Consider the following 24,238-nt stretch of genomic DNA (forward strand, 5'->3'; position numbering starts at 1 on the left):
CCCCCGCAAAGCTGGCGTACGTTCGGCGCGGATGGCAAGTGGTTGAATTAAAAAGAAATTTGCCTCTATAAAGCGGCAGCCTGGTGAGAAAGTGTCTATGAAAGCAGGTCTGTACCAACCCGATGAATTCAAGGATAACTGCGGTTTCGGCCTGATAGCCCATATGCAGGGCGAACCCAGTCATACCCTATTGCAAACGGCCATCGAGGCCCTGACCTGCATGACCCACCGCGGTGGGATTAATGCGGACGGCAAGACCGGCGACGGTTGCGGTCTGCTGATTCAAAAACCCGACCTGTTCCTGCGCGCAGTCGCCCAGGAACACTTCGGCGTCGATTTGCCGCGCCAGTACGCGGTGGGCATGGTTTTTTTCAACCAGGACCCGGTCAAAGCCGAGGCGGCTCGCGAGCACATGAACCGCGAGATCCTCGCCGCAGGCCTGCAATTGGTGGGTTGGCGCAAAGTGCCGATCGACACCAGCGTCCTCGGGCGCCTAGCCCTGGAGCGCTTGCCGCAGATCGAGCAGGTGTTCATCGGTGGCCAAGACCTGAGCGATCAGGAAATGGCCATCAAGCTGTTCACTTCCCGTCGCCGGTCGTCGGTGAGCAACGCCGCCGACACCGACCACTACATCTGCAGCTTTTCCCACAAGACCATCATTTATAAAGGCCTGATGATGCCGGCGGACCTCACCGCCTTCTATCCAGACCTCAATGACGAGCGCCTGCAAACCGCGATCTGCGTGTTCCACCAGCGCTTTTCTACCAACACCCTGCCGAAATGGCCGCTGGCCCAGCCATTCCGCTTCCTCGCCCACAACGGCGAGATCAACACCATCACCGGCAACCGCAACTGGGCCCTGGCCCGGCGCACCAAGTTCGCCAACGACTTGATGGACCTCGAAGAGCTCGGCCCGCTGGTCAACCGCGTGGGTTCCGACTCCTCCAGCATGGACAACATGCTGGAACTGATGGTCACCGGCGGCATCGACCTGTTCCGTGGCGTGCGCATGATTATTCCGCCTGCGTGGCAGAACGTCGAAACCATGGACCCGGACCTGCGGGCGTTCTACGAATACAACTCCATGCACATGGAGCCCTGGGACGGCCCGGCCGGCGTGGTCATGACCGATGGTCGCTACGCCGTGTGCCTGCTCGACCGCAACGGCCTGCGCCCGGCGCGCTGGGTCACCACCACCAATGGCTTCATCACCCTGGCCTCGGAAATCGGCGTGTGGAACTACCAGCCCCAGGACGTGATCGCCAAGGGCCGTGTAGGGCCTGGGCAGATCTTTGCCGTAGACACCGAAACCGGGCAGATCCTCGACACCGACGCCATCGACAATCGTCTCAAGTCCCGTCATCCGTACAAGCAATGGCTGCGCAAGAATGCCCTGCGTATCCAGGCCACCATGGAAGACAACGACCACGGCTCGGCTTTCTACGATGTCGATCAGCTCAAGCAGTACATGAAGATGTACCAGGTCACCTTCGAGGAGCGTGACCAGGTGCTGCGCCCACTCGGCGAGCAAGGCTACGAAGCGGTCGGCTCCATGGGTGACGACACACCGATGGCCGTGCTGTCCCAGCGCGTGCGTACGCCGTACGACTACTTTCGCCAGCAGTTCGCGCAGGTCACCAACCCGCCGATCGACCCGCTGCGCGAAGCTATCGTCATGTCCCTGGAAATCTGCCTGGGGGCCGAGCGCAACATCTTCCAGGAATCGCCGGAGCACGCCTCGCGCGTCATCCTCAGCTCGCCGGTGATTTCCCCGGCCAAGTGGCGTTCGCTGATGAACCTTGATCGCCCGGGCTTTGAGCGCCAGGTCATCGACCTCAATTACGATGAAAGCGTCGGTTTGGAAGCGGCGGTGCGCAACATCGCCGACCAGGCCGAAGAGGCGGTACGCGCCGGGCGCACGCAAATCGTGCTCAGCGACCGCCACATCGCCCCGGGCAAACTGCCGGTGCACGCTTCCCTGGCTACCGGTGCGGTGCACCATCGCCTGACCGAAAAAGGCCTGCGCTGCGACTCCAACATCCTGGTGGAAACCGCCACCGCCCGCGACCCGCACCACTTCGCGGTGTTGATCGGTTTCGGCGCCTCGGCGGTGTATCCGTTCCTGGCCTACGAAGTGCTGGGCGATTTGATCCGTACCGGTGAGGTGCTGGGCGACCTCTATGAGGTGTTCAAGAACTACCGCAAGGGCATCACCAAGGGCCTGCTCAAGATCCTGTCGAAAATGGGCATTTCCACCATCGCCTCGTACCGCGGTGCGCAACTGTTCGAGGCCATCGGCCTGTCCGAAGAAGTGTGCAACCTGAGCTTTCGTGGCGTGCCGAGCCGGATCAAGGGCGCGCGCTTCGTTGACCTGGAAGCCGAGCAGAAAGCCCTGGCCGCCGAAGCCTGGAGCCCGCGCAAGCCGATCCAGCAGGGCGGTTTGCTCAAGTTCGTCCACGGTGGCGAGTACCACGCCTACAATCCGGATGTGGTCAGCACCCTGCAAGCCGCCGTGCAGCAGGGCGACTACAGCAAGTTCAAGGAATACACCACGCTGGTGGATAACCGCCCGATCTCGATGATTCGCGACCTGTTCAAGGTCAAGACCCTCGAGACGCCGCTGGACATCAGTGAGATCGAACCTCTGGAATCGGTGCTCAAACGCTTCGATTCCGCCGGTATCTCCCTCGGCGCCCTGTCCCCGGAAGCCCATGAAGCCCTGGCCGAAGCGATGAACCGCCTCGGTGCGCGCTCCAACTCTGGCGAAGGCGGCGAAGACCCGGCGCGCTACGGCACCATCAAAAGCTCGAAAATCAAGCAAGTGGCCACGGGCCGTTTCGGCGTGACTCCGGAATACCTGGTCAACGCTGAAGTGCTGCAAATCAAGGTTGCCCAGGGCGCCAAACCGGGCGAGGGCGGGCAACTGCCGGGCGGCAAGGTCAATGGCCTGATCGCCAAGCTGCGTTATGCGGTGCCGGGCGTGACCCTGATTTCGCCGCCGCCGCACCACGACATCTATTCGATCGAAGATTTGTCGCAACTGATTTTCGACTTGAAGCAGGTCAACCCCAAGGCCCTGGTTTCCGTGAAACTGGTGGCCGAGGCGGGCGTGGGCACCATCGCCGCGGGCGTGGCCAAGGCCTACGCGGACCTGATTACCATCTCCGGCTACGACGGCGGCACCGGCGCTTCGCCGCTGACCTCCATCAAGTACGCGGGCGCGCCGTGGGAACTGGGCCTGGCCGAAACCCACCAGACCCTGCGCGGCAACGACCTGCGTGGCAAGGTCCGGGTGCAGACCGACGGCGGCCTGAAAACCGGCCTGGACGTCATCAAGGCCGCGATTCTCGGCGCCGAGAGCTTCGGCTTCGGCACCGCACCGATGATCGCCCTGGGCTGCAAATACCTGCGCATCTGCCACCTGAACAACTGCGCCACAGGCGTGGCCACCCAGAATGAAAAACTGCGCAAGGACCACTACATCGGCACCGTCGACATGGTGGTCAACTTCTTCACCTACGTGGCCGAAGAAACCCGCGAGTGGCTGGCCAAACTGGGCGTGCGTACCCTCGAAGAACTGATCGGGCGCACCGACCTTTTGGAGGTGCTCGAAGGCCAGACGCCCAAGCAGAACCACCTGGACGTGACCCCGCTGCTGGGCAGCGACCACGTGCCGGCGGACAAGCCGCAGTTCTGCCAGGTCGAGCGCAACCCGCCATTCGACAAAGGCCTCTTGGCCGAGAAAATGGTCGAGATGGCCACCGCGGCCATCAACGACCTCAGCGGCGCCGAATTCGCCCTGGATATCTGCAATTGCGACCGCTCCATCGGCGCCCGCATCTCCGGGGAAATCGCGCGCAAGCACGGCAACCAGGGCATGGCCAAGGCACCGATCACCTTCCGCTTCAAGGGCACGGCCGGGCAGAGTTTTGGCGTGTGGAACGCCGGCGGCCTGAACATGTACCTCGAAGGCGACGCCAACGACTACGTGGGCAAGGGCATGACCGGCGGCAAACTGGTCATCGTTCCTCCCAAGGGCAGCGTCTACAAGACGCAGGACAGTGCCATCATCGGCAACACCTGCCTCTACGGCGCCACTGGCGGCAAGTTGTTCGCTGCCGGCACGGCGGGCGAGCGCTTCGCGGTGCGCAACTCCGGCGCTCACACCGTTGTAGAAGGCACCGGCGATCACTGTTGCGAATACATGACCGGCGGCTTCGTCTGCGTGCTGGGCAAGACCGGCTACAACTTCGGCTCAGGCATGACCGGCGGTTTCGCCTACGTGCTCGACCAGGACAACACCTTCGTTGACCGGGTCAACCACGAACTGGTGGAAATCCAGCGCATCAGCGGCGAAGCGATGGAAGCCTATCGCAGCCACCTGCAGCGTGTGCTGGACGAGTACGTTCAAGAGACCGACAGCCCATGGGGCCGCGAGCTTGCCGAGAACCTGGACGACTACTTGCGTCGTTTCTGGCTCGTCAAACCCAAAGCGGCGAGCCTCAAGTCGTTGCTCTCCAGCACGCGTGCCAATCCGCAATAGGGCACAGCTGCACGCGGCGAGTTTCAAGCCGCAAGTTAACAGCAGTGCGCGACTGGCCTGCCACCGTGATTGTCTTGCAGCTTGAAGCCTGGCGCTTCGAGCTGCTGCTAAGAGGTTTTGAAAATGGCTGAACGTCTGAATAACGACTTCCAGTTCATCGATGTCGGGCGCAAAGATCCGAAGAAGAAGCTGTTGCGTCAACGCAAGAAAGAGTTCGTGGAGATCTACGAACCGTTCAAACCCCAGCAGTCGGCCGACCAGGCCCACCGCTGCCTGGGTTGCGGCAACCCCTATTGCGAATGGAAGTGCCCGGTGCACAACTTCATTCCCAACTGGCTGAAACTGGTGGCCGAGGGCAACATCCTCGCCGCCGCCGAGCTGTCGCACCAGACCAACACCCTGCCGGAAGTCTGCGGCCGGGTGTGCCCGCAGGATCGCCTCTGCGAGGGTGCCTGCACCCTCAACGACGGTTTCGGCGCGGTGACCATCGGTTCGGTAGAGAAGTACATCACCGACACCGCGTTCGCCATGGGCTGGCGCCCGGATATGTCCAAGGTCAAACCCACCGGCAAGCGCGTCGCGGTGATCGGCGCCGGCCCGGCGGGCCTGGGCTGTGCCGACGTGTTAGTGCGCGGCGGCGTGACCCCGGTAGTGTTCGACAAAAACCCGGAAATAGGTGGCCTGCTGACCTTCGGCATCCCCGAGTTCAAGCTGGAAAAAACCGTGCTCAGCCACCGTCGCGAAGTGTTCACGGGCATGGGCATCGAGTTCCGCCTCAATACCGAAGTGGGCAAGGACGTGACCATCGAGCAATTGCTCGAAGAATACGATGCCGTGTTCATGGGCATGGGCACCTACACCTACATGAAGGGCGGCTTTGCCGGCGAGGACTTGCCGGGTGTCTACGACGCCCTGGATTTCCTGATCGCCAACGTCAACCGCAACCTGGGTTTTGAAAAAGCCCCGGCAGACTTCATCGACATGAAAGGCAAGAAAGTCGTGGTCCTGGGCGGCGGCGACACGGCGATGGACTGCAACCGCACCTCGATCCGCCAGGGCGCCAAGTCGGTGACCTGCGCCTATCGGCGTGACGAAGCGAACATGCCGGGTTCGCGCAAAGAGGTGAAGAACGCCAAGGAAGAAGGGGTGAAATTCCTCTACAACCGCCAGCCGATCGCCATCGTCGGTGAAGACCGGGTCGAAGGCGTGAAAGTGGTCGAAACCCGTCTCGGCGAACCGGACGCCCGTGGCCGTCGCAGCCCGGAGCCGATTCCCGGTTCCGAAGAGATCATCCCGGCGGACGCCGTGGTCATCGCTTTTGGCTTTCGGCCAAGCCCGGCGCCGTGGTTCGAGCAGTTCAGCATCCAGACCGATAGCCAGGGCCGCGTCGTGGCGCCGGAGCAGGGCCGGTACAAGCACCAGACCAGCAACCCGAAAATCTTCGCCGGTGGCGACATGGTGCGCGGCTCCGACCTGGTGGTGACGGCGATCTTCGAGGGGCGCAACGCCGCCGAAGGGATCCTCGACTACTTGGGCGTCTGACGACGTTAGCTGCCAGTTCCAAGCTGCAAGCTGCAAGTGGAAGCAACCACGCTTTTGACTTGCCGCTTGTAGCTTGTCGCTAGTCACTGTCTTTCTCTGTCTCGCTCTGAGAAAATGCCCGCACTTTTTTTGCGGATGCCGACATGACTGCCCTGAAGAACGACCGTTTCCTACGTGCCCTGCTCAAGCAACCTGTAGACGTCACTCCGGTGTGGATGATGCGTCAAGCCGGGCGCTACCTGCCGGAATACCGCGCTAGCCGCGCTAATGCCGGTGATTTCATGAGCCTGTGCATGAACCCGGAGTTCGCCTGCGAAGTCACCCTGCAGCCATTGGACCGCTACCCACAACTGGACGCGGCCATCCTTTTCTCCGACATCCTGACCATCCCCGACGCCATGGGCCAAGGCCTGTACTTCGAGACCGGCGAAGGCCCGCGCTTCAAGAAAGTCATCAGCACCCTGGCCGACATCGAAGCCTTGCCGATCCCCGATCCGCACAAGGACCTGGGCTACGTCATGGATGCGGTCAGCACTATCCGCCGTGAGCTCAACGGCCGCGTGCCGCTGATCGGGTTCTCTGGCAGCCCCTGGACCCTGGCCACCTATATGGTCGAAGGCGGCTCGTCGAAGGATTTCCGCAAGACCAAGGCCTTGCTCTACGACAACCCGCAGGCCATGCACCTGCTGCTGGACAAGCTCGCGCAGTCGGTTGTCAGCTACCTCAATGGCCAGATCATGGCTGGCGCCCAGGCTGTGCAGATTTTCGACACCTGGGGCGGCAACCTGTCGGCGGCGGCGTACCAGGAGTTCTCCCTGGCCTACATGCGCAAGATCGTCAGCGGCCTGATCCGCGAGCACGAGGGCCGCAAGGTGCCGGTGATCCTGTTCACCAAGAACGGTGGCCTGTGGCTGGAAAGCATCGCCGACGCCGGTGCCGATGCCCTGGGCCTGGACTGGACCTGCGACCTGGGCAATGCCCGTGAGCGCGTGGGCAGCAAGGTTGCCCTGCAAGGCAACATGGACCCCACCGTGTTGTACGCCAAGCCTGAAGCCATCCGTACTGAAGTCGGGCGCATCCTGGCCAGCTATGGCAAAGGCAGCGGCCACGTGTTCAACCTCGGCCATGGCATCACCCCGGAAGTCGATCCGGAGCATGCGGGCGCGTTCCTGCGGGCCGTGCACGAGTTGTCGGCGCAATACCACGAATAAGCTGTCCTGATGTTGCCAAAGCCTGTCCCGCCCCGTGCCGGACAGGCTTTTTTATGGAGAAAAATCGGATGGCAATTGTTTAAAACGTTTTTTCTTGTAAGAGGTTTTTCTTTATTTGTCAGACGTGGCAAATACAAGGAATGGTCCTGCTTTTAGCGGTTATTTGCCCTACATAGAATTTTTATCTACTCCAGTAAGGTTCCAGCCCTTGCTGGGCGCCGTCCGAGCGAGGTTGCGAGCCTAGGTGTCGGCACGATGCCTGCTTTTCTATAAGTTGTCTGGAATCCATCCCATGATTAGAACTGTCCGAAAGTGCGGCATTTTTTCTGCCTGCACGTCATCCATGATCTTTTTCTCGGCCCTGTTAGCGTCGCAAGGCGCCCAGGCCCACGGTTACCTGGAAGTACCGCCCTCGCGGGCGCTGGCTTGCCAGAAGGGCCTGAATACCAACTGTGGCGGCGCGCAATACGAACCGCAAAGCGTTGGCGAAACCTTCAAGGGCTTCCCGGCGGGTGTGGGCGGTGCGCCCTTGCAAGGGCCGGTTGATGGCAAGATCGCCAGCGGCGGTGCCTCGCTGTTCTCCGCGCTGGACGCCCAGTCCGCTTCGCGCTGGTACCAGAGCGAAATCAAGGATCGCAACATCGATTTCCAGTGGCGTTACACCGCGGTCCACCCGGCCACCAAGCACGAATACTTCATCACCCGTAACGGCTGGAACCCCAATGCAGCCCTCACCCGTGCTTCGTTTGAAAGCACCCCGTTCTGCACCGTCGACGGCGGCAACCAGAAACCGGTTTCCGGTGCCCGCCACAGTTGCGTGCTGCCCGACGACAAGGCTGGCCCCCACATCGTTCTGGCCATCTGGACAGTGGGCGACACCGACGCCGCGTTCTACAACGTCGCCGATGTGAACATCCTCGCTGAAACGGCACTGCCTGGCGGCTGGTCGGCGGTGGGCAGCATCGCCCCGGCAACCCGCTTGCTGGTCGGCGACAAGGTCAAGGCCCGGGCGTTTTCCGCCGAGGGTGAGAGCCCGGCCTACAGCGTCGAAATCAGCATTGACAGCGCCGAAGACGGCGCCCCGGAAAACTGGGGCTTCAAACTGGCGGAAAAAATCAATGCCACCCACAGCCTCGTGCGCGCCGGTGTGCGTGACGAAAGCGGTAATGTTGAACCGGCCAAAGGCACCAACAGCCTGTACGCGCAAAAGGATAGCGGCGTGACCCGCTTTGAGGTGCAACTGCAGATGGTTGAAGATGCCGGCGCACGCCTGGCGGTATCTTCGCAACAAGCTGAGTATGTGCTGGACAAAGGCCGCGTGCGGATGGATTTCGGCGCGCTGAGCAACCGCAAGATGAACGTCGAAGCGACTCTGTTCGACGCCAGCAACAAGCCTGTTGGCGTGACCACCGCGCTGCTCGATGGCTCGACGATGCTGGCGATGGATGTGCGCAGCAACCCGGGTGTACACACCCTTACTCTGGTCGGCACCACCGCCGATGGCCGTACCACGCGCCAGGATACCCAGTCCGTTAACCTGACCGGCGAAGGCCTTGGCATCGAGCATGACTTTGTGTTCCCGCAAGGCATCGACCAGTACACCGCTGGGACCAAGGTGCTGCAAGCCAAGACCAACGAAGTCTTCGAGTGCAAGCCGTTCCCTGCGTCTGGCTACTGCAAGCAGTACAGCCCGACTGCCGCAGGCTTCGAGCCAGGTGTAGGGGAGCACTCGCACATGGCCTGGGACAAACTCTGACGCTATCAGGGTGGGCGGCCCGCAATGGGCCGTCCGCAACCTGATCCTTCTGTGAATGTCGACGTGAAAAAAATGCTCTCGGGATTGGCCAAACACTGCGCCGGCAGGCGCCTGGGCAATGGGTTGCTGCTGGTGCTGCTGCTCGGCGGTGGTCTGTTCCTGGCCTGGCGCGAATGGCTGTTCCGCCAGGACCTGCGTGTGCCGCTGCCGGTAGCGGTTACACCCGCCACGCCCAGCGTCGCGTTTGACAGCACGGCGCTGGCCAGCGTCCTGGGCTTTGCCGCCGCCACCGCGCCCCGGCCTACTGCCGAGCCGCTGACCTTGCACGCCAGTGTGCTGGTCAGCCCTGGCCCGTCCAAAGCCTTGCTCGCCCATGCCCAGGGAGCGCGGTTTTACCTGGAGGGCGAACGCCTGCCGGGCGGTAGCGTCCTGCGCCGCGTGGCCTCTACTTATGTGGTGCTGTGGAACAAGGGCCGCGAAGAGCGGTTGGCCTTGGCGTCAAGCGCCGAGCCTTTCCTGCGCCGGCTCGACCCGGCCCACCGCGTGTCACCCGTTACCGCTTCCGAGCGTTTTCTGCGCCCGTTTCCGGGCCGTCCGAGTAATACCACTGATGAATAACTTCACCGGCGTGCCCGCTTTGCGCCAACTCATGTTTCTTTGCGCCCTGGCCATGGTGCTCTTTCACGGCGCGCTCAAGGCTGCCCCCGCGCAATGGCAGTTGGCGATGAACAACGCCGAACTTCGAGATATCGTCGAAGAAATCTCGACCATCCTGGGTACCACCGTGGTACTCGACCCGCGCGTGTCCGGCCGGGTCACGGTGATGTCGCACCAGCCCCTTGACCGCGAAGGTGTGCGGCGCCTGTTCTATTCGGTGCTCGATGCCCACAACTTCACGGTGATCGACGAAGGCGACCGCATCCTGATTACCCCGGTCAGCGAAGCCAAGACCCGTGCGGGGCAGGGCGGGGCGAACCCGGCCAGCGCGGCGCAATTTGTCACCCGGGTCATCGCCCTGGGCAGCGCCAGCGCTGCCGACCTCACCGGGTTGCTGCGCCCACTGGTGTCAGCCAACGGCTACGTCGGCCCGTCGGTATCGGCCAATGCCCTGGTGATTACCGACACGGCGGCCAACGTGCAGCGCCTGGCCGGCGTGGTGCAGCAACTCGACTCGGGGCAGAACAACCGCCACACCGTGGTGCAATTGCGCCATGCCCTGGCCGGCGAAGTGGCGCCGGTGGTTGAGGCATCCTTGGGCAAGCGCAACGCCGAGACGGCGATCCAGGTGCTGGCCGACCTGCGTGGCAACCGTTTGGTGGTGATCGGCCCGGCCACGGTACGCCAGCGCTTGATCGAACTGGTGCGCGGCCTCGACGTCCCTGCCGCCGCCAGCCAGGGCAACGCTCGGGTGATTCGTCTGCGCCACAGCGACGCCGGGCAACTGGCGCAAGTGCTGGAAACCATGGGCCAGGGGCGTAGATCCGCCCAGGCCAGCGGCGGCGCCAAGGACCCGTCGACCGAGGGCAGCTTCATCATCAAGGCCGACGAAAGTCAGAATGCTCTGGTGTTGCTCGCCGAGCCCGCGCAGCTCCGTACCATCGAAAACATCGTGCGCGAACTCGATCAGCCCCGCGCCCAGGTACTGATCCACGCCGCCATCGTCGAGATATCCGGGGACATTGCCGAAGCGGTCGGCGTGCAATGGGGCGTCAACACCGGGGGTGCCCAGGGCTTTATCAACTTTCCCGGCACCAACATCCCGATCGTCGGTGGGTTGACCTTCGACGATAAGCAAGCGGCCCCCGAAGGCGCGCTCTTGCACCTGGGCAGCGACCGCTTCGGCGCGCTGATTTCCGCCCTGGCCAGCAACACCCGCAGCAACCTGCTGTCCACGCCCAGCCTCCTGACCCTGGACAACCAGGAAGCGCACATCATCGTCGGCCAGAACGTGCCGTTCAAAACCGGCTCCTACGCCACCAACAGCAACGGTGCGGACAACCCCTTCACCACGGTTGAGCGCAAGGACGTGGGCATCAGCCTGAAGATCAAGCCGTATATCAATGAAGGTTCGACCCTGCGCCTGGAGGTCGAGCAGGAAGTGTCGGACATCGCCCCGGCGGTTTCGGGCATCGATTCCTCGGACCTGATAACCAACAAACGTGCGCTTAAAAGCACGATCCTCGCCGATGACGGCGAGATCATCGTCATTGGCGGGCTGATCCGCGACAGCGTGCGCACCCAGAAAAGCGGCGTGCCGCTGTTGCGCGACATCCCCTACCTGGGCGCGCTGTTTCGCTGGAGCCGCGACACCCAGACCAAAAGCAACCTGATGGTGTTCCTGCGGCCGACCATCGTGCGCAGCAAAAGTGATTTGGCCGAGGTTAGCCAGCAGCGCTACAACGCGCTGCGCGAACTGAGCCAACCCGGCGCGCGGGAAAGCAACTCGCTGTTGTTGCCGGCCGACGCCCGGGAGCTGTTCGAGCCGCCCGCCCAGGCGCCCGTATTTGACCTGCGCAAGGGCGCGCGATGAGCCTGCCCAGCGAGTTGCCCTTCGGCTTCGCCCGGCGTTTTGGCGTGCTGCTGGACCACAGCGGTGCCGAGGCTTGCCTGGCCCTGCGCGACGATGCTCCGCTCACCGCGTTGGCGGAGGCACGGCGGGTGTGCGGGCGCGACCTGCCGTGGCGGGTGCTGGCGGCGGACGCGTTCGCTGCGCGCCTGGCTGCCACCTATCGTGAAGGCCAGAGCGCGGCCGAGCAGGTAGCCCAGGGCCTGGACGAAGAACTCGACCTCCTCAGTCTGGTCGAGCAAGTGCCGCAGACCGCCGACCTGTTGGAGCAACAGGGCGACGCGCCGATCATCCGTCTCATCAATGCCCTGCTCAGCGAGGCGATGCGCGAGCAGGCGTCCGATGTGCACCTGGAAACCTTCGAGCACTACCTGTCGGTGCGCCTGCGGGTCGATGGCCAGTTGCGCGAGATCTTCCGCCCGCGGCGTGAGCTGGCGCCCTTGTTGGTGTCACGGCTCAAGGTCATGGCGCGCCTGGATATCGCCGAAAAACGCGTGCCCCAGGATGGCCGCATGGCCCTGCGCCTGGCCGGGCATGAGGTGGACGTGCGGGTTTCAACCCTGCCGTCGGCCCACGGTGAGCGGGTGGTGCTGCGCTTGCTCGATAAACAGGCCGGGCGCCTTGAATTGCCACGCCTGGGTATGCCCGCCGACACCCTGGCGGCGCTGCGCCAGTTGCTCGGCAAGCCCCACGGTATCGTCCTGGTGACCGGCCCCACGGGTTCGGGCAAAACCACCAGCCTGTACGCCGCCCTGAGCAGCCTCAACGACCAGACGCGCAACATTCTCACCGTGGAAGACCCTATCGAATACCACTTGCCGGGCATCGGCCAGATGCCGGTCAACCCGAAAGTGGACATGACCTTCGCCCGAGGCCTGCGGGCGATTCTGCGCCAGGACCCGGATGTGGTGATGGTCGGTGAAATCCGCGACCGCGAGACGGCGCAAATCGCCGTGCAAGCCTCGCTCACCGGGCACCTGGTGCTGTCGACCCTGCACACCAACAGCGCGGTGGGTGCGGTCACCCGGTTGCTCGACATGGGCGTGGATGCCTACCTGCTGGCCTCGTCCCTGGTGGGCATCCTCGCCCAGCGCCTGCTGCGCACGCTGTGCCCGCACTGCAAGGCGCCGTACCTGGCCGACGCCGCCGAGTGCCAGCGCCTGGGCCTGGCGGTAGCGCCGCAATTGTTCCGCGCCGTGGGGTGCGAGCAATGCCAGCACGGTTATCGCGGGCGTATCGGTATCTATGAACTGATAAGCATCGGCGGGCCGCTGGCCGCGCTGATCCACCAGGGCGCCAGCGAACAGGCCCTGGCCGACGTGGCGCGCCAGCACTCGCGCAGCCTGTTTCAGGACGGCCGGCAACGGGTGCTTGACGGCCTGACCAGCCTCGATGAGTTGCTGCGCGTGACCCAGGAGGCCAACTGATGCCCATCTTCGATTACCGCGCCCAGGACGCCCGAGGCCAGCGCTGCAAGGGGCAGTTGGAGGCGGACAATCCGCGCCAGGCCCGGCAACGGTTGCGTGAGCAGGGTTTCTGGCCCCATTCGGTGAGTGAAGTCAGCGCCGCGCCCGGCACGGAAGCCACCCCCCAGGGCGGCCGCTTGAGCGCCGCCGACCTGGCCTTGGTGACCCTGCAACTGTCCACCCTGGTGCAGGCCGGGTTGCCGTTGGAAGAAGCCCTGCACGCAGTGGCCAAGCAGAGTGCCAAGCGCCGGGTCGCGGCCTTGCTCGCGGCGGTGCGGGCCCGGGTGACGGAGGGCCATGCTCTGGCCACCGCGTTGGGGTATTTCCCCCGCGCCTTCCCCGAACTGTTCCGCGCTACGGTGGCGGCGGGCGAGCGCTCCGGGCACCTGGGCCAAGTGCTGGAGCAACTGGCCAGCTACACCCAGGCGCGCCAGGCCTCGCGACAGAAAATCCAGATGGCGTTGGTGTACCCGCTGATCCTGATGCTCGCCAGTGTGGCCATCGTCAGCTTCCTACTGGGGTACGTGGTGCCGGATGTGGTGAAGATTTTCGTCGATAGCGGCCAACCGCTGCCGTGGCTGACCCGTAGCCTGATCGCCCTGAGCGACGGCGTGCGTAGCCATGGCCTGTGGCTGCTAGGCGCCCTGGCGCTGGCGTTGATGCTTGGGCGCTGGAACCTACGCCGCCCGGGTTGGCGCCTGCGCTGGCATCAGGTGTTGCTCGACATGCCCGTGCTGGGTGGCCTGTGGCGGGCGATGGAGGCGGCGCGGTTTGCCAGCACCCTGGCGATCCTCGGCAAAAGCGCTGTACCCCTGGTGGATGCCCTGGAAATCGCCGCCGCAGTGGTGGGCAACCTGACCATCCGCGCTCGCATGCTCGCCGTTGCCCGCGCGGTGCGTGAAGGCACCACCCTGACCCGGGGCCTGGAACGCAGCGGCGACATCCCGCCGATGATGCTGCACCTGATCGCCAGCGGTGAACGGGCCGGTGAACTCGACGCCATGCTCGAACGCGCCGCGCAGCAGCAGGAAGCCAGCCTGGCGGCGCGCATCGCCTTGGTGGTGAGTTTGTTCGAGCCGGCGATGCTGGTGCTGATGGGCGCCGTCGTGCTGCTGATCGTCCTGGCGATCCTGCTTCCAATCCTCAGCCTCAACCAATTGGTGAACTGACCCATGCAAACCCAACGCACAGTTTCTCGCCGCGCCCAACGCGGTTTTACCCTGATCGAAATCATGGTGGTGGTGGTCATCATCGGCATCCTGGGGGCCATTGTGGTGCCGCAGTTCATGAGCCGCCCGGACCAGGCCAAGGCCACGGCCGCCCGGGTGGATATCCAGGCGATTTCCACGGCACTGGAAATCTATCGCCTGGACAACGGCCACTACCCCTCCACCCAGCAAGGCCTGGAGGCGCTGAAAAAACGCCCCACTGGCACGCCCGTGGCCCGCGGTTGGAACCCCCAGGGCTATCTGAAAACCCTGCCGACCGACCCCTGGGGCACGCCCTACCAGTACCTCAACCCCGGGGTGCGGGTGCTCGATGGCGGCTACGACCTGTATTCCCTGGGCGCTGATGGCGGAGTCGGCGGCGACGGCCCGGCGGCCGACCTCGGCAATTGGGGGGAGTGAGCCATGCGTGCCTCTTGCCAGGGTTTCACCTTGCTGGAACTGATGCTGGTGGTGGTGTTGGCCGGGGTGTTGCTGGGTGTGGCCAGCCTGGCCTTGGGCAATGGCCCGGCGCGCCAGGCCCGCCAGCAGGCCCACGCCATGGCCGGCCTGATCGAGCAATTGCGCGAGCGGGCAGTGCTCGATGGCCGCGAATACGGTTTGCGGGTGGGTGCCGAAGGCTACCAGTTGCTGCGCTACGAGACGTTGGGCTGGGAACCGCGTGGGCCGCTAAAGCGCTGGCCCGCCAATGTGCGCCCGTACCTGGTACAAGAGGATCGGCCCCTGTACCTGGGCCAGGAGACGGACACGCCGCAATTGCTGATCCTCAGCAGTGACGAAATCAGCCCCTTTCGCCTGACCCTGGAACACGATGGCAAGGTCCTGGCGAGCCTTTACAGCGATGGCGTGGGCGATGTGGTGGTCGATGGCTAGGCGCACCGTGGGCGGTTTCACCTTGCTGGAAATCATGGTCGCTCTGGCGGTGTTCGCCACCTTAGCGGCGGCGGTGTTCTCCGCCAGCCACGCTGTCATCGGCCAGGGGCGGGGTGTGGAACAGCGCCTCTTCGCCGCGTGGCTGGCAGACAACCGCTTGAACGAGTTGCGTCTGGAAAAAAACCTGGCGCTCGGCCAGCACACCCGTCAAGTCAGTCTGGATCGCCGTGACTGGCACGTACAGCAACACCTCAGTGCCACGGCGGATAGGCGCTTGCTCAAGGCCGAGGTGGCCGTCAGCCTGGTTGGCCAGGAACACGTCGTATACCGCACCACTGGCTGGATTCCCGCGCCATGACCCGGCGCCAGGGCGGTTTCACCCTGCTGGAGCTGCTGATCGCCCTGACGATCTTCGCCTTGCTCGGGCTCGGCGGCTGGCGCCTGTTCGACGCCGTGGTGCGTGTGCAGCAGGCCACCCAGAGCCACGAACAGGCGCTGCGCGGCCTGCAACGGGCGGTGGCGGTGATTGAGCGCGACGTGCTGCACATCATCGCCGAGCAACCGGTGGTGCTGAGCGCCACCGGGTTGCACTTGCAGCGCGGCAATTGGCGCAACCCGCTGGACTTGCCGCGCAGTGAGCGCCAGGCCCTGAGCTATCGCCTGGACAACGGCGTGCTCTGGCGCGACAGCCGAGCCGAGGGCGATGACCGGGTGCAACGGCAAAAACTTCTCGACGATGTGCGCCACCTGCGCTGGCGCCTGTATGACGCGCAGCAGGGCTGGCGCAACGAATGGCCGCCCGGGCCCAAGGCGCCGCTGGCGTTGGAAGTGCAGTTGTCGAGCGGGCGCTTCGAGGGTATCCGCCGGGTCTTGCTGCTGCCGGCGGGGCTGCCATGAATCGTCGGCAAACCGGCGTGGCGCTGATTAGTGTGTTGCTGGTGATGAGCCTGGCGCTGCTGATCCTCGGCGCGGTGCTGCACAGCCATCGCCTGCTGGTCAAAAGCAGTGCGCAACAGTTGCAGCAACTGCACCTGCGCCAACTCGCCACGGCCGGCGAAGCCTGGGCCTTGCGCCTGTTGCAGGATTCCCCGCGCGGCGCCAACCCGACCTTGGACCTGAGCCAGGAATGGGCTCGTGCGGTGCCGGGGTTCGACACGAACCAGGCCCAGGTACAGATCGAAATCCACGACTTGGCCGGGCGCTTGAACCTCAATCGGCTGCTGGCCGGGGGGCGGGTCGATCAGGTCACACTGGAGCGTTGGACGCGATTGTTGGCGCTGCTCGACCTGCCGCCACTGGTGTTGCCGCAGGCCGGCGCGCTGCACGAGCTGAGCCAATTGCGCTTGCTGGCGGGTATCGACGGCCTCTTCCTGCAGCAACTGGAGCCTTGGGTGGCCCTGTTGCCCGCGGATGCGGCATTCAACGTCAACACCGCGCCGGCGCTGCTGCTGCGCACCCTCGGCGACCTCGACGACGCCACTGCCCAGGCCTTGGCCCGCCAGCGCGAGGCCGACCCTTGGGCGACGGCCCAGGCCTTCACCCGCGACCCGCTTTTGGCGGGGCTTGAGGTCAATGGCCATGGCTTGGGCGTGGACAGCCGCTGGCTGCGTATCGAGGTTTCGGTGAGCGACGGTGATGGCCACTTGCGCCTGAGCAGCGACGTGGAGCGCGACGCCAAGACCGGCCAACTGAACGTCCTGCAACGCCGCCTGCTTCCTTCCATCGACCCGAGGCTGCCATGAACCCCTGGCTCTACCTGAATGCCACTGGCCTGCACGAGCCTTCGCTCGACTGGCCCTGCTACCTGCCGGCCAGCGGCCAGTGGCAGCCTTTGCGCGACGCTGCCCAGGCCCTGGATGGGCAGGCGGTAAACCTGCTGCTGCCCATGGAAGCGTGCAGCTGGCTGCGCAGCGAGCCTTGGCCGGGCAAGCGCCGGCCCGCCGTACAAGCGGTCGCCTTCGCGGTGGAAGAGCAGTTGGGCGAAAGCCTGGAGGCATTGCACCTGAGCGTTGGCGCGCGCGATAGCGAGGGCTGCTACCCGGTGCTGGTGGTGGGCCGCGAGCGCTTTGCCCACGTGCTCGCGTTGCTGGCCGAGGCAGGCGTGGAGGTGCGCGGGGTGTACGTCGATGCCGACCTGCTGCCCACGGATCAGGCGTGGGGTGTGCGTTGGGCGGGTCGCTGGTTGCTGGGCGGGGCGTTGCCGGCACGCCTGGCGCTGACGGATGAGGCGCTGGCGCTGCTGCGCCCGAGCCTGCCCGCGACCTTACAGTGGCGCGACGACGGCGCCCTGGCGCCCTGGCCGTTTCAAGGCGCGGCCACGGCCATCAACCTGCGCCATGGTGAATTCGCCCCGCGTCGCCGGCCGCTGCCCTGGCGCCTGGGCGCGGCGACTTTGCTGGGCTTGGCGCTGCTGGCCTGGGCAGCGGCCGAAGTGCGCTTGAGCTTTTTACACAGCGAAACCCGCCAGCTCCAGGCCCGCAACGAAGCGCGCTTCAAGGCGCTGTACCCGCAGCAAAGCCGTATCGTCGATTTGGCCGCGCAGTTGCAGGCCCAGCAGAACCGGGGCGCGCAGCCCCAGGGTGGGCGCATGGCCGAGTTGGTCCGCCTCACCGAACAAGTGATCGGCGCCAGCACGGTGCAGGTGCGGCGCATTGAGTTGCGTACGGGCGAGGGTTGGAAAATCCAACTCGACGCCAGCAGCTTCGCCGAACTGGAACAACTGCGCGAACGAGGCCGCGAACAGGGCCAGGCGTTGCGCCTGGACAGCGCGAGCAAGGACGGCGACCGGGTGCAGGCCACCCTGGTGGTGGAGGCGGGCGCATGAGGGCATTAATGCAGCATTGGCGGCGTTTGTCGCGCCGCGAGCAAGGGTTGCTGCTGGGTTTGGCGCTGTTTATCGGCGCGGTGCTGGCCTACAGCCTGATCGGGCAACCGACCCGCCAACGCCTGCACACCGCCGAACGCCAGTATCAGCAACAACGCGTGCTGGCGGCGCAACTGGCAGGGGCGCAGCCAGCCCGGGCCGAATCGGCCGCCGACGGCCGGCCCTTGTCGCTGCGCATTAGCGAGAGCGCCAGCGCGGCGGGGCTGCACGTGGAGCAGATGGAGGTGGACGACGAAGGCCTGGAACTGACCCTGGCGGGCGAGGCCCGGGCCGTGTTGCAGTGGTTGGCTCAGGTTGAACGTGAGGGCGCCACGTTACACGGCCTGACCCTGGAAAAACGCGAAGACCTGCTGCAAGCGCGGTTGCAGCTCAGGTAGCCGCCCCCGGCAATGGCGCCAGGCGCGCCAGTTTTAGCGCCACCAGCAGGGCCAGCATCAGCAGGGTCGCGATGAACAGGCCAATGCCATTCCAGCCGCCCCAATGCCAGAACACCCCGCCCGCCGTGCCAGCGATGCTGGAGCCGGCGTAGTAGCTGAACACATACAGCGACGAGGCCTGGCCCTTGGCGTGGGTGGCGCGGCGGCCGATCCAACTGCTGGCCACCGAATGGGCGCCGAAGAAGCCGAAGGTGAATACCACCATGCCAATCAACACCAGGCTCAGCGGCGCGAACATCGTCAGCCCGATGCCGCCCAGCATCAGCACGATGGTGCCCCACAGCATCTTGCGCCGCCCGTAGGTGTCGGCCAGGGCACCGACCTGGGCCGAGCTATAAATCCCCGAGAGGTACACCACCGACAGCAGGCCGACGAACGCCTGGCTCAAGTGGTACGGCTCGGCCAGCAGGCGATAGCCGATGTAGTTGAACAGGGTGACGAACGCGCCCATCACCAAAAAGCCTTCGAGAAACAACCACGGCAGGCCGGCGTCTTTGAATTGCAGGGTGAAGCCTTCGAGCAAACTACGCGGTTGCAGCGAGCGGGCGCGGAAATTGCGCGAATCGGGGAGCAACTTCCAGAAAATCACCGAGGCCGCCAGGGCTAGCACGGCGATCACCAGCATGGCCGTGTGCCAACTGACGAAATCGATCAACACCCCGGCGACCAAGCGCCCGCTCATGCCGCCAATGGCATTGCCGCCGATGTACAGGCCCATGGCCAGGCCCAGGTGCTGCGGGTGGATCTCCTCGCTCAGGTAGGTCATGGCCACCGCCGCCAAACCGCTCAACGACAGCCCGGTGAGGGCGCGCATCAGCAGCACGCCTTCCCAGGTGGGCATCAGGGCGCTGGCCAAGGTGCACAGGGTGGAGGCGAACAGCGCCGCCACCATCATCGGCTTGCGCCCAATGCGGTCGGAAATCGGCCCGGTTACCAACAAACCGATGGCCAGCATGCCGGTGGCCACGGACAGGATCAGGCTGCTGCGCGCCGCGTTGATCCCATATTCAGCCGACAGCAGCGGCATCATCGGTTGCACGCAATAGAGCACGGCGAACGTGGCGAAGCCGCCGGCGAACAGCGCCAACACCGTGCGCATGAACAGGGGCGTGCCTTTTTCGATGTAGAGGTCGTTGAGTTCGGCCACCGCATCGCCCAGGGGCGCGGGCGGGATTTCGTGGGCCAGGGGAGCGGCAGCAGTTTTCACGGAGGGCCTCGCGGGAGGGGCAAGCGGTCAGGCGATGGAAAAAGCATATAGGCGGCGAATGATTCAATCCAATATATTGTTCGACCTGTTTGATATGTTTAACGACTCAATGGAGGCTTTATGGAATTGCGCCATTTGCGCTACTTCATCGCGGTGGCCGAAGAGCTGCATTTCGGCCGTGCAGCCCAAGTGCTGGGCATCTCCCAGCCGCCGCTGAGCCAGCAGATCCAGGCCCTGGAGCAGGAAGTGGGGGCGCGCTTGTTCGAGCGCACTAACCGCCGGGTGGAACTCAGCGAAGCGGGGCGGCTGTTTTTGGAGGAGGCGCGGCTGGTGCTGGCGCAAGTGGACAAGGCCGCTGACGTGGCCCGGCGCGCGCAACTGGGGGAGTTGGGCGAACTGAAGGTCGGGTTCACCTCCTCGGCGCCGTTCAATTCCACCATTCCCCAGGCCATTTTTGCCTTTCGCCAGCGCTTCCCGGCGGTGCACCTGCACCTGCGGGAGATGAGCAGCACCCAAGTGGCGCAAGCCCTGGTGGACGAAACCATCGATGTGGGGCTGATGCGGCCGTTGCCGTTGGCCGATTCCCTGGATGTTGTCGAGCTGATGCGCGAGCCCCTGGTGGCGGTGCTCAGCGCTACCCATCCGCTGGTGCAGGGCAGCGACGAGGGCCTGTTCCTCGCGGCGCTGGCCCAGGAGCCCTTTGTGTTTTTCCCGCGCAGCTACGGCAGCGGCCTGTACACCCAGTTGCTGAGCCTGGCCCGCGACGCCGGGTTCAGCCCCCATTTCGCCCAGGAAGCGGGCGAGGCGATGACCATCATCGGGCTGGTGGCGGCGGGGTTGGGGGTGTCGGTGCTGCCGGCGTCCTACCGGCGCATCCGCATCGACGGCGTGGTCTACCGCCCGCTGCTGGACCCCAAGGCGATATCGGCGGTGTGGCTGGTGCAACGCAAGAACCAGCGCTCGCCCATGGCCAAGGCATTCGTGGAGTTATTGACCCGTAAGGCTGAAAACTAAGGCGCCGCCCTGTGTGGGGCCTTGCCCGCGATGGCGGTGTGCCAACCACCATGTACAGGGTCAGACCCACCCCTATCGCGGGCTAGGCCCGCCCCCACAGTTGAACGTGTTCATTTTTCCTCTGTGGGAGCGAGCCTGCTCGCGATGGCGGCACGCAGTGGCGGTGACGAATGGCAGGGGTGTCACAGTTGCTCTCACTGGGATATGAGGCGGCACAAAGGTCAGACAAATGCCAGCGAGGTAGCGAAGCAGCGACGCGGCCTACTACACTCGGGAATTCTTTAGTACACGGAGGTTTGTCATGCGGCGCGTGGTGTTCAATCAGAAAGGTGGCGTGGGCAAGTCCAGTATTGCCTGCAACCTGGCGGCGGTGAGCGCCAGTGAAGGCTATCGAACCCTGCTGGTGGATCTCGATGCCCAGGCCAACTCCACCCAATACCTCACCGGGCTGACCGGCGAGGACATTCCCATGGGCATCGCCGACTTTTTCAAGCAAACCCTGTCGTCCGGGCCGTTTGCCAAGAAAAACAAGGTGGATATCTACGAAACGCCGTTCGATAACCTCCATGTGATTACCGCCACGGCGGAACTGGCCGACTTGCAGCCCAAGCTTGAGGCCAAGCACAAGATCAACAAGCTGCGTAAGTTGCTCGATGAGCTGTCAGAAGATTACGACCGCATCTACCTGGACACCCCGCCAGCCCTGAACTTCTACGCGGTGTCGGCGTTGATTGCCGCTGATCGTGTGTTGATCCCCTTCGATTGCGACAGCTTTTCCCGCCAAGCCCTGTATGGCCTGCTGCGCGAGATCGAAGAACTCAAGGAAGACCACAACGAAGGCCTGGAAGTGGAAGGCATTGTGGTCAATCAGTTCCAGGCCAGGGCCAGCCTGCCCCAGCAGATGCTCGACGAACTGATCGCCGAGGGCCTGCCGGTGTTGCCGGTGTACCTGGGCAGTTCGGTGCGCATGCGCGAATCCCACCAGGCCAACCTGCCGCTGATCCACCTCGACCCGCGGCACAAACTCACACAGCAGTTCATCGAGTTGCACAACCTGCTGGAAAACGCCTGACGCCTCCCGGCGCCAATGCTTAGGCGATACCGTGCCCGCGCAGCCAGCCCAGGAGCTGCTGCAACGGCAACGCGCCGCTCTGGCGCGCCACTTCGCGGCCATTCTTGAAGAGAATCAGGCTGGGGATCGAACGAATCGCCAATTGCCCCGACAACTGCGGGTTGGCTTCGCTGTCGAGTTTGGCGAAGCGGCATTTGCCGCTCAGTTGCGCGGCGGCCTGGGCAAAGGTCGGTGCGAACGACTTGCACGGCCCGCACCAGTCGGCCCACACATCCACCAACAGCGGCAGGTCGCCCTTGATCTGGCTGGCGTAGTCGCCCTGGGTCAGGTCGAACGGTGTGCTCAGTAGCACGCCGGCCTTGCAGCGCCCGCACTTGGGCGCGTCCCCCAGGCGTTGGGCGGGGATGCGGTTGAGCCCGTTGCAGTGGGGGCAGGGGATCAGCAGAGGGTCGGTCATGGCGCGGCTCCAGGGCAGTGGCGGTAGACAGCTATCTGGAGCCAAAGCCTGCGCTAATCAAGGGGGGCTATTGCAGCGGCCAGAACCACGGGATCACCAGCATCGCCACCAGCATCATCAGGATGTTGAGCGGGATGCCGATGCGCAGGAAGTCGCTGAACTTATAGCCGCCGGCGTTATATACAAAGGTATTGGTCTGGTAGCCGATGGGCGTGGCGAAGCTGACGCTGGCGGCGAACATCACGGCCACCACGAACGGCCGTGGGTCGACGCCCAGTTGTTGCGCCACGCCGATGGCGATGGGGGTCAGCAGCACCGCCACCGCGTTGTTGGAGAGGATTTCGGTGAGGGTGGTGGTCAGCAGGTAGATGAAACCGAGCATCAGCAGCGGCCCCGGGTTAGGGATCGCAGCCATGGTGGAGCTGACTACCAGGTCGATCAGGCCGACCTTGTCCATGGCGATGCTGATGGCCAGCATGCCGAAAATCAGGCTGAGGATTTTCCAGTCCACCGCTTTGTAGGCGTCTTCCACGTCCAGGCACCGGGTGGCGATCACGACCACGGCCGCGATCAGCGCCAGGCCTTCGATCGGCATGAGCTCGAACGCGGCCAGCAACATCACCGCCAGGGTGGCGATGATGGCGATGGGCGCCTTGTCGCGGCGATAAGCGCGCTCCTGCACGGTATTGAGGCTAATCAGGTCGCCATTGTCGGCGAAACGGCGGATTTGCGAGGGCGTGCCCTCCACCAGCATGACGTCGCCGAATTGCAGGTGCAGGTCGTCGAGGTTGCCTTGGATGTTTTCGTCCTGGCGGTGCACGGCCAGCACGTTAATGCCGTAGCGCGCGGTCAGGTCGAGGTCGCGCATGGGCCGGTGGCTGTAGCGCGAACTGCGCCCCACGATGGCTTCGGCGAGGATCACGTCGTGGCTGCTGATGGTCTCGAAGGCTTCGCCACGGTTGAAGCTCAGGCGCCCGCTTTCGCGCAACTCGACCACATCCTGGACTTGCCCGTGCAGCACGAGGCGGTCGCCGCTGGCCAGTTGGGTGGTGGAGCAGGGCGTGCTCAGTTCCTGTTCTTCGCGAAAGATTTTCAGCACTTGCAGGCCGCTGCCGCCGTTGAGGTTGGCCTCGGCCAGGGTCTTGCCGATCACCGGTGAGTCGTGGGGCACCAGCAACTCGCTCATGAAGGTGCGGGCCAGGTCCGGGCGCAATTGCTTGGACAGGCTGTCGCGGTCGGGCAGCAGGCGATTGCTGAACAGCATCAAGTAGACAAAGCCCACGGCGGCGAACATTAGCGCCGCCGGGGTGATCTCGAACATGCCGAACGGCGCCAGCCCGGCCTTGCGCGCCACGCCGTCGACGAGAATGTTGGTCGAGGTGCCGATCATGGTCAGCATGCCGCCCAGCACCGTGGCATAGGACAGCGGGATCAGCAGTTTCGACGGCGAGGTGCTGGAGCGCTTGGCCAGGGCAATGGCCACCGGGGTGAGGATCGCCACCACCGGGGTGTTGTTGAGGAACGCGGAAATCACCAATGCGGTAATCATCAACCCGCCCAGCACCCGCAGCGGCCGGTCGCCCACCAGGTTGCCCAGCCAGTTGCCTAGGGCGTCGATGCAACCGGTGCGCTCCAGCGCCGCCGAGAGCACGAACATGCAGGCGATGGTCACCGGCGCCGAGTTGCTCAGCACGCCGAGCACTTCGCTGGGGCTGAGGATCTGGGTCACCAGCAGGGCCGCGACACCAATGGCGGCGACCACATCGGCGCTCCATTTTTCGCGCACGAAGGACACCAGCAGCCAAAGCAACAGGGCGGCGACAAACAACAGGGGTAGCGAGTCCCAGGACATCGGGCTTCCTTTGGCGGACGAATCTCGTATGAGGTATCGGGCGCGCTCGGGGCGGCCGCGGGCGACACCTTAGAGAGCCGCGCTTAGAGAGTCTAAGACTGATTGGATTGGTTGATATGCAATTTGGTTATT

General features: G+C 64.3%; 20 protein-coding genes. 17 read left to right on the forward strand and 3 right to left on the reverse strand.

The genetic code is table 11. From position 1 onward, the window contains the following. Positions 1–97: 97 nt before the first annotated feature. The 15 genes from gltB to gspM all read left to right on the forward strand — a co-directional run bounded on the left by gltB (position 98) and on the right by gspM (position 18,444). Complete coding sequence (gene gltB / locus CKW13_RS12420; RefSeq protein WP_095108906.1) at positions 98–4,543, forward strand: glutamate synthase large subunit; 4,446 nt, start codon at positions 98–100, stop codon at positions 4,541–4,543. A 123-nt stretch (positions 4,544–4,666) separates the two neighbouring features. Beyond that, positions 4,667–6,085 (forward strand): FAD-dependent oxidoreductase, encoded by a 1,419-nt coding sequence (locus tag CKW13_RS12425; RefSeq protein ID WP_095108907.1) that lies wholly within the window; start codon positions 4,667–4,669, stop codon positions 6,083–6,085. 143 nt (positions 6,086–6,228) lie between these two features. Beyond that, positions 6,229–7,296, forward strand: coding sequence for a uroporphyrinogen decarboxylase (hemE, locus tag CKW13_RS12430; protein WP_095108908.1), 1,068 nt, complete (start codon positions 6,229–6,231; stop codon positions 7,294–7,296). Positions 7,297–7,639: 343 nt separating this feature from the next. Further along, complete coding sequence (gbpA, locus tag CKW13_RS12435; protein WP_095108909.1) at positions 7,640–9,052, forward strand: N-acetylglucosamine-binding protein GbpA; 1,413 nt, start codon at positions 7,640–7,642, stop codon at positions 9,050–9,052. A 72-nt stretch (positions 9,053–9,124) separates the two neighbouring features. After that, positions 9,125–9,670 carry a type II secretion system protein N gene (locus tag CKW13_RS12440; protein ID WP_141233975.1) on the forward strand — a complete coding sequence of 182 codons (546 nt, stop codon included), beginning with the start codon at positions 9,125–9,127 and terminating at the stop codon, positions 9,668–9,670. Next, complete coding sequence (gene gspD / locus CKW13_RS12445; RefSeq protein WP_095108910.1) at positions 9,663–11,582, forward strand: type II secretion system secretin GspD; 1,920 nt, start codon at positions 9,663–9,665, stop codon at positions 11,580–11,582. The genes CKW13_RS12440 and gspD overlap by 8 nt, the downstream gene beginning before the upstream one ends. After that, positions 11,579–13,045 carry a type II secretion system ATPase GspE gene (gene gspE / locus CKW13_RS12450; protein ID WP_095108911.1) on the forward strand — a complete coding sequence of 489 codons (1,467 nt, stop codon included), beginning with the start codon at positions 11,579–11,581 and terminating at the stop codon, positions 13,043–13,045. The genes gspD and gspE overlap by 4 nt, the downstream gene beginning before the upstream one ends. Then, positions 13,045–14,253 (forward strand): type II secretion system inner membrane protein GspF, encoded by a 1,209-nt coding sequence (gene gspF, locus CKW13_RS12455; RefSeq protein WP_095108912.1) that lies wholly within the window; start codon positions 13,045–13,047, stop codon positions 14,251–14,253. Before gspE ends, gspF begins: the two co-directional genes overlap by 1 nt. 3 nt (positions 14,254–14,256) lie before the next feature. Beyond that, positions 14,257–14,712: a type II secretion system major pseudopilin GspG gene (gene gspG / locus CKW13_RS12460; RefSeq protein ID WP_095108913.1), complete on the forward strand. Its 456-nt coding sequence runs from the start codon at positions 14,257–14,259 to the stop codon at positions 14,710–14,712. Positions 14,713–14,715: 3 nt separating this feature from the next. After that, positions 14,716–15,183 carry a type II secretion system minor pseudopilin GspH gene (gene gspH, locus CKW13_RS12465; RefSeq protein ID WP_095108914.1) on the forward strand — a complete coding sequence of 156 codons (468 nt, stop codon included), beginning with the start codon at positions 14,716–14,718 and terminating at the stop codon, positions 15,181–15,183. Further along, complete coding sequence (gene gspI / locus CKW13_RS12470; RefSeq protein WP_095109006.1) at positions 15,176–15,541, forward strand: type II secretion system minor pseudopilin GspI; 366 nt, start codon at positions 15,176–15,178, stop codon at positions 15,539–15,541. Before gspH ends, gspI begins: the two co-directional genes overlap by 8 nt. Continuing rightward, complete coding sequence (gspJ, locus tag CKW13_RS12475; RefSeq protein ID WP_095108915.1) at positions 15,538–16,080, forward strand: type II secretion system minor pseudopilin GspJ; 543 nt, start codon at positions 15,538–15,540, stop codon at positions 16,078–16,080. The genes gspI and gspJ overlap by 4 nt, the downstream gene beginning before the upstream one ends. Next, a complete protein-coding gene (locus tag CKW13_RS12480; RefSeq protein WP_095108916.1) occupies positions 16,077–16,925 on the forward strand; it encodes a general secretion pathway protein GspK in 849 nt (282 codons plus the stop codon). The genes gspJ and CKW13_RS12480 overlap by 4 nt, the downstream gene beginning before the upstream one ends. Further along, positions 16,922–18,007 carry a type II secretion system protein GspL gene (gene gspL, locus CKW13_RS12485; RefSeq protein ID WP_095108917.1) on the forward strand — a complete coding sequence of 362 codons (1,086 nt, stop codon included), beginning with the start codon at positions 16,922–16,924 and terminating at the stop codon, positions 18,005–18,007. The genes CKW13_RS12480 and gspL overlap by 4 nt, the downstream gene beginning before the upstream one ends. Continuing rightward, the gene (gspM, locus tag CKW13_RS12490) at positions 18,004–18,444 is read left to right on the forward strand and encodes a type II secretion system protein GspM (RefSeq protein WP_095108918.1); all 441 of its coding nucleotides are present in this window, start codon (positions 18,004–18,006) and stop codon (positions 18,442–18,444) included. Before gspL ends, gspM begins: the two co-directional genes overlap by 4 nt. Here gspM and CKW13_RS12495 read toward each other — a convergent pair. Beyond that, positions 18,437–19,711, reverse strand: coding sequence for an MFS transporter (locus CKW13_RS12495; RefSeq protein WP_095108919.1), 1,275 nt, complete (start codon positions 19,709–19,711; stop codon positions 18,437–18,439). The genes gspM and CKW13_RS12495 overlap by 8 nt on opposite strands. Positions 19,712–19,831: 120 nt before the next feature. On the opposite strand from CKW13_RS12495, the gene CKW13_RS12500 reads away from it, so the two are divergent. Together CKW13_RS12500 and CKW13_RS12505 are read left to right on the forward strand one after the other, a co-directional pair. After that, on the forward strand, positions 19,832–20,725 hold the full coding sequence (locus CKW13_RS12500) for a LysR family transcriptional regulator (protein ID WP_095108920.1): 894 nt from the start codon (positions 19,832–19,834) through the stop codon (positions 20,723–20,725). 301 nt (positions 20,726–21,026) lie between these two features. Beyond that, complete coding sequence (locus CKW13_RS12505) at positions 21,027–21,797, forward strand: ParA family protein (protein WP_095108921.1); 771 nt, start codon at positions 21,027–21,029, stop codon at positions 21,795–21,797. Positions 21,798–21,816: 19 nt separating this feature from the next. Here CKW13_RS12505 and trxC read toward each other — a convergent pair whose 3' ends face one another. After that, the gene (trxC, locus tag CKW13_RS12510; RefSeq protein ID WP_095108922.1) at positions 21,817–22,254 is read right to left on the reverse strand and encodes a thioredoxin TrxC; all 438 of its coding nucleotides are present in this window, start codon (positions 22,252–22,254) and stop codon (positions 21,817–21,819) included. Between the two features lie 67 nt (positions 22,255–22,321). Continuing rightward, complete coding sequence (locus CKW13_RS12515; protein ID WP_095108923.1) at positions 22,322–24,106, reverse strand: SLC13 family permease; 1,785 nt, start codon at positions 24,104–24,106, stop codon at positions 22,322–22,324. Positions 24,107–24,238: the final 132 nt, after the last annotated feature.

Source organism: Pseudomonas sp. Irchel 3E20, from assembly GCF_900187645.1.
Taxonomy (GTDB): Bacteria; Pseudomonadota; Gammaproteobacteria; order Pseudomonadales; family Pseudomonadaceae; genus Aquipseudomonas.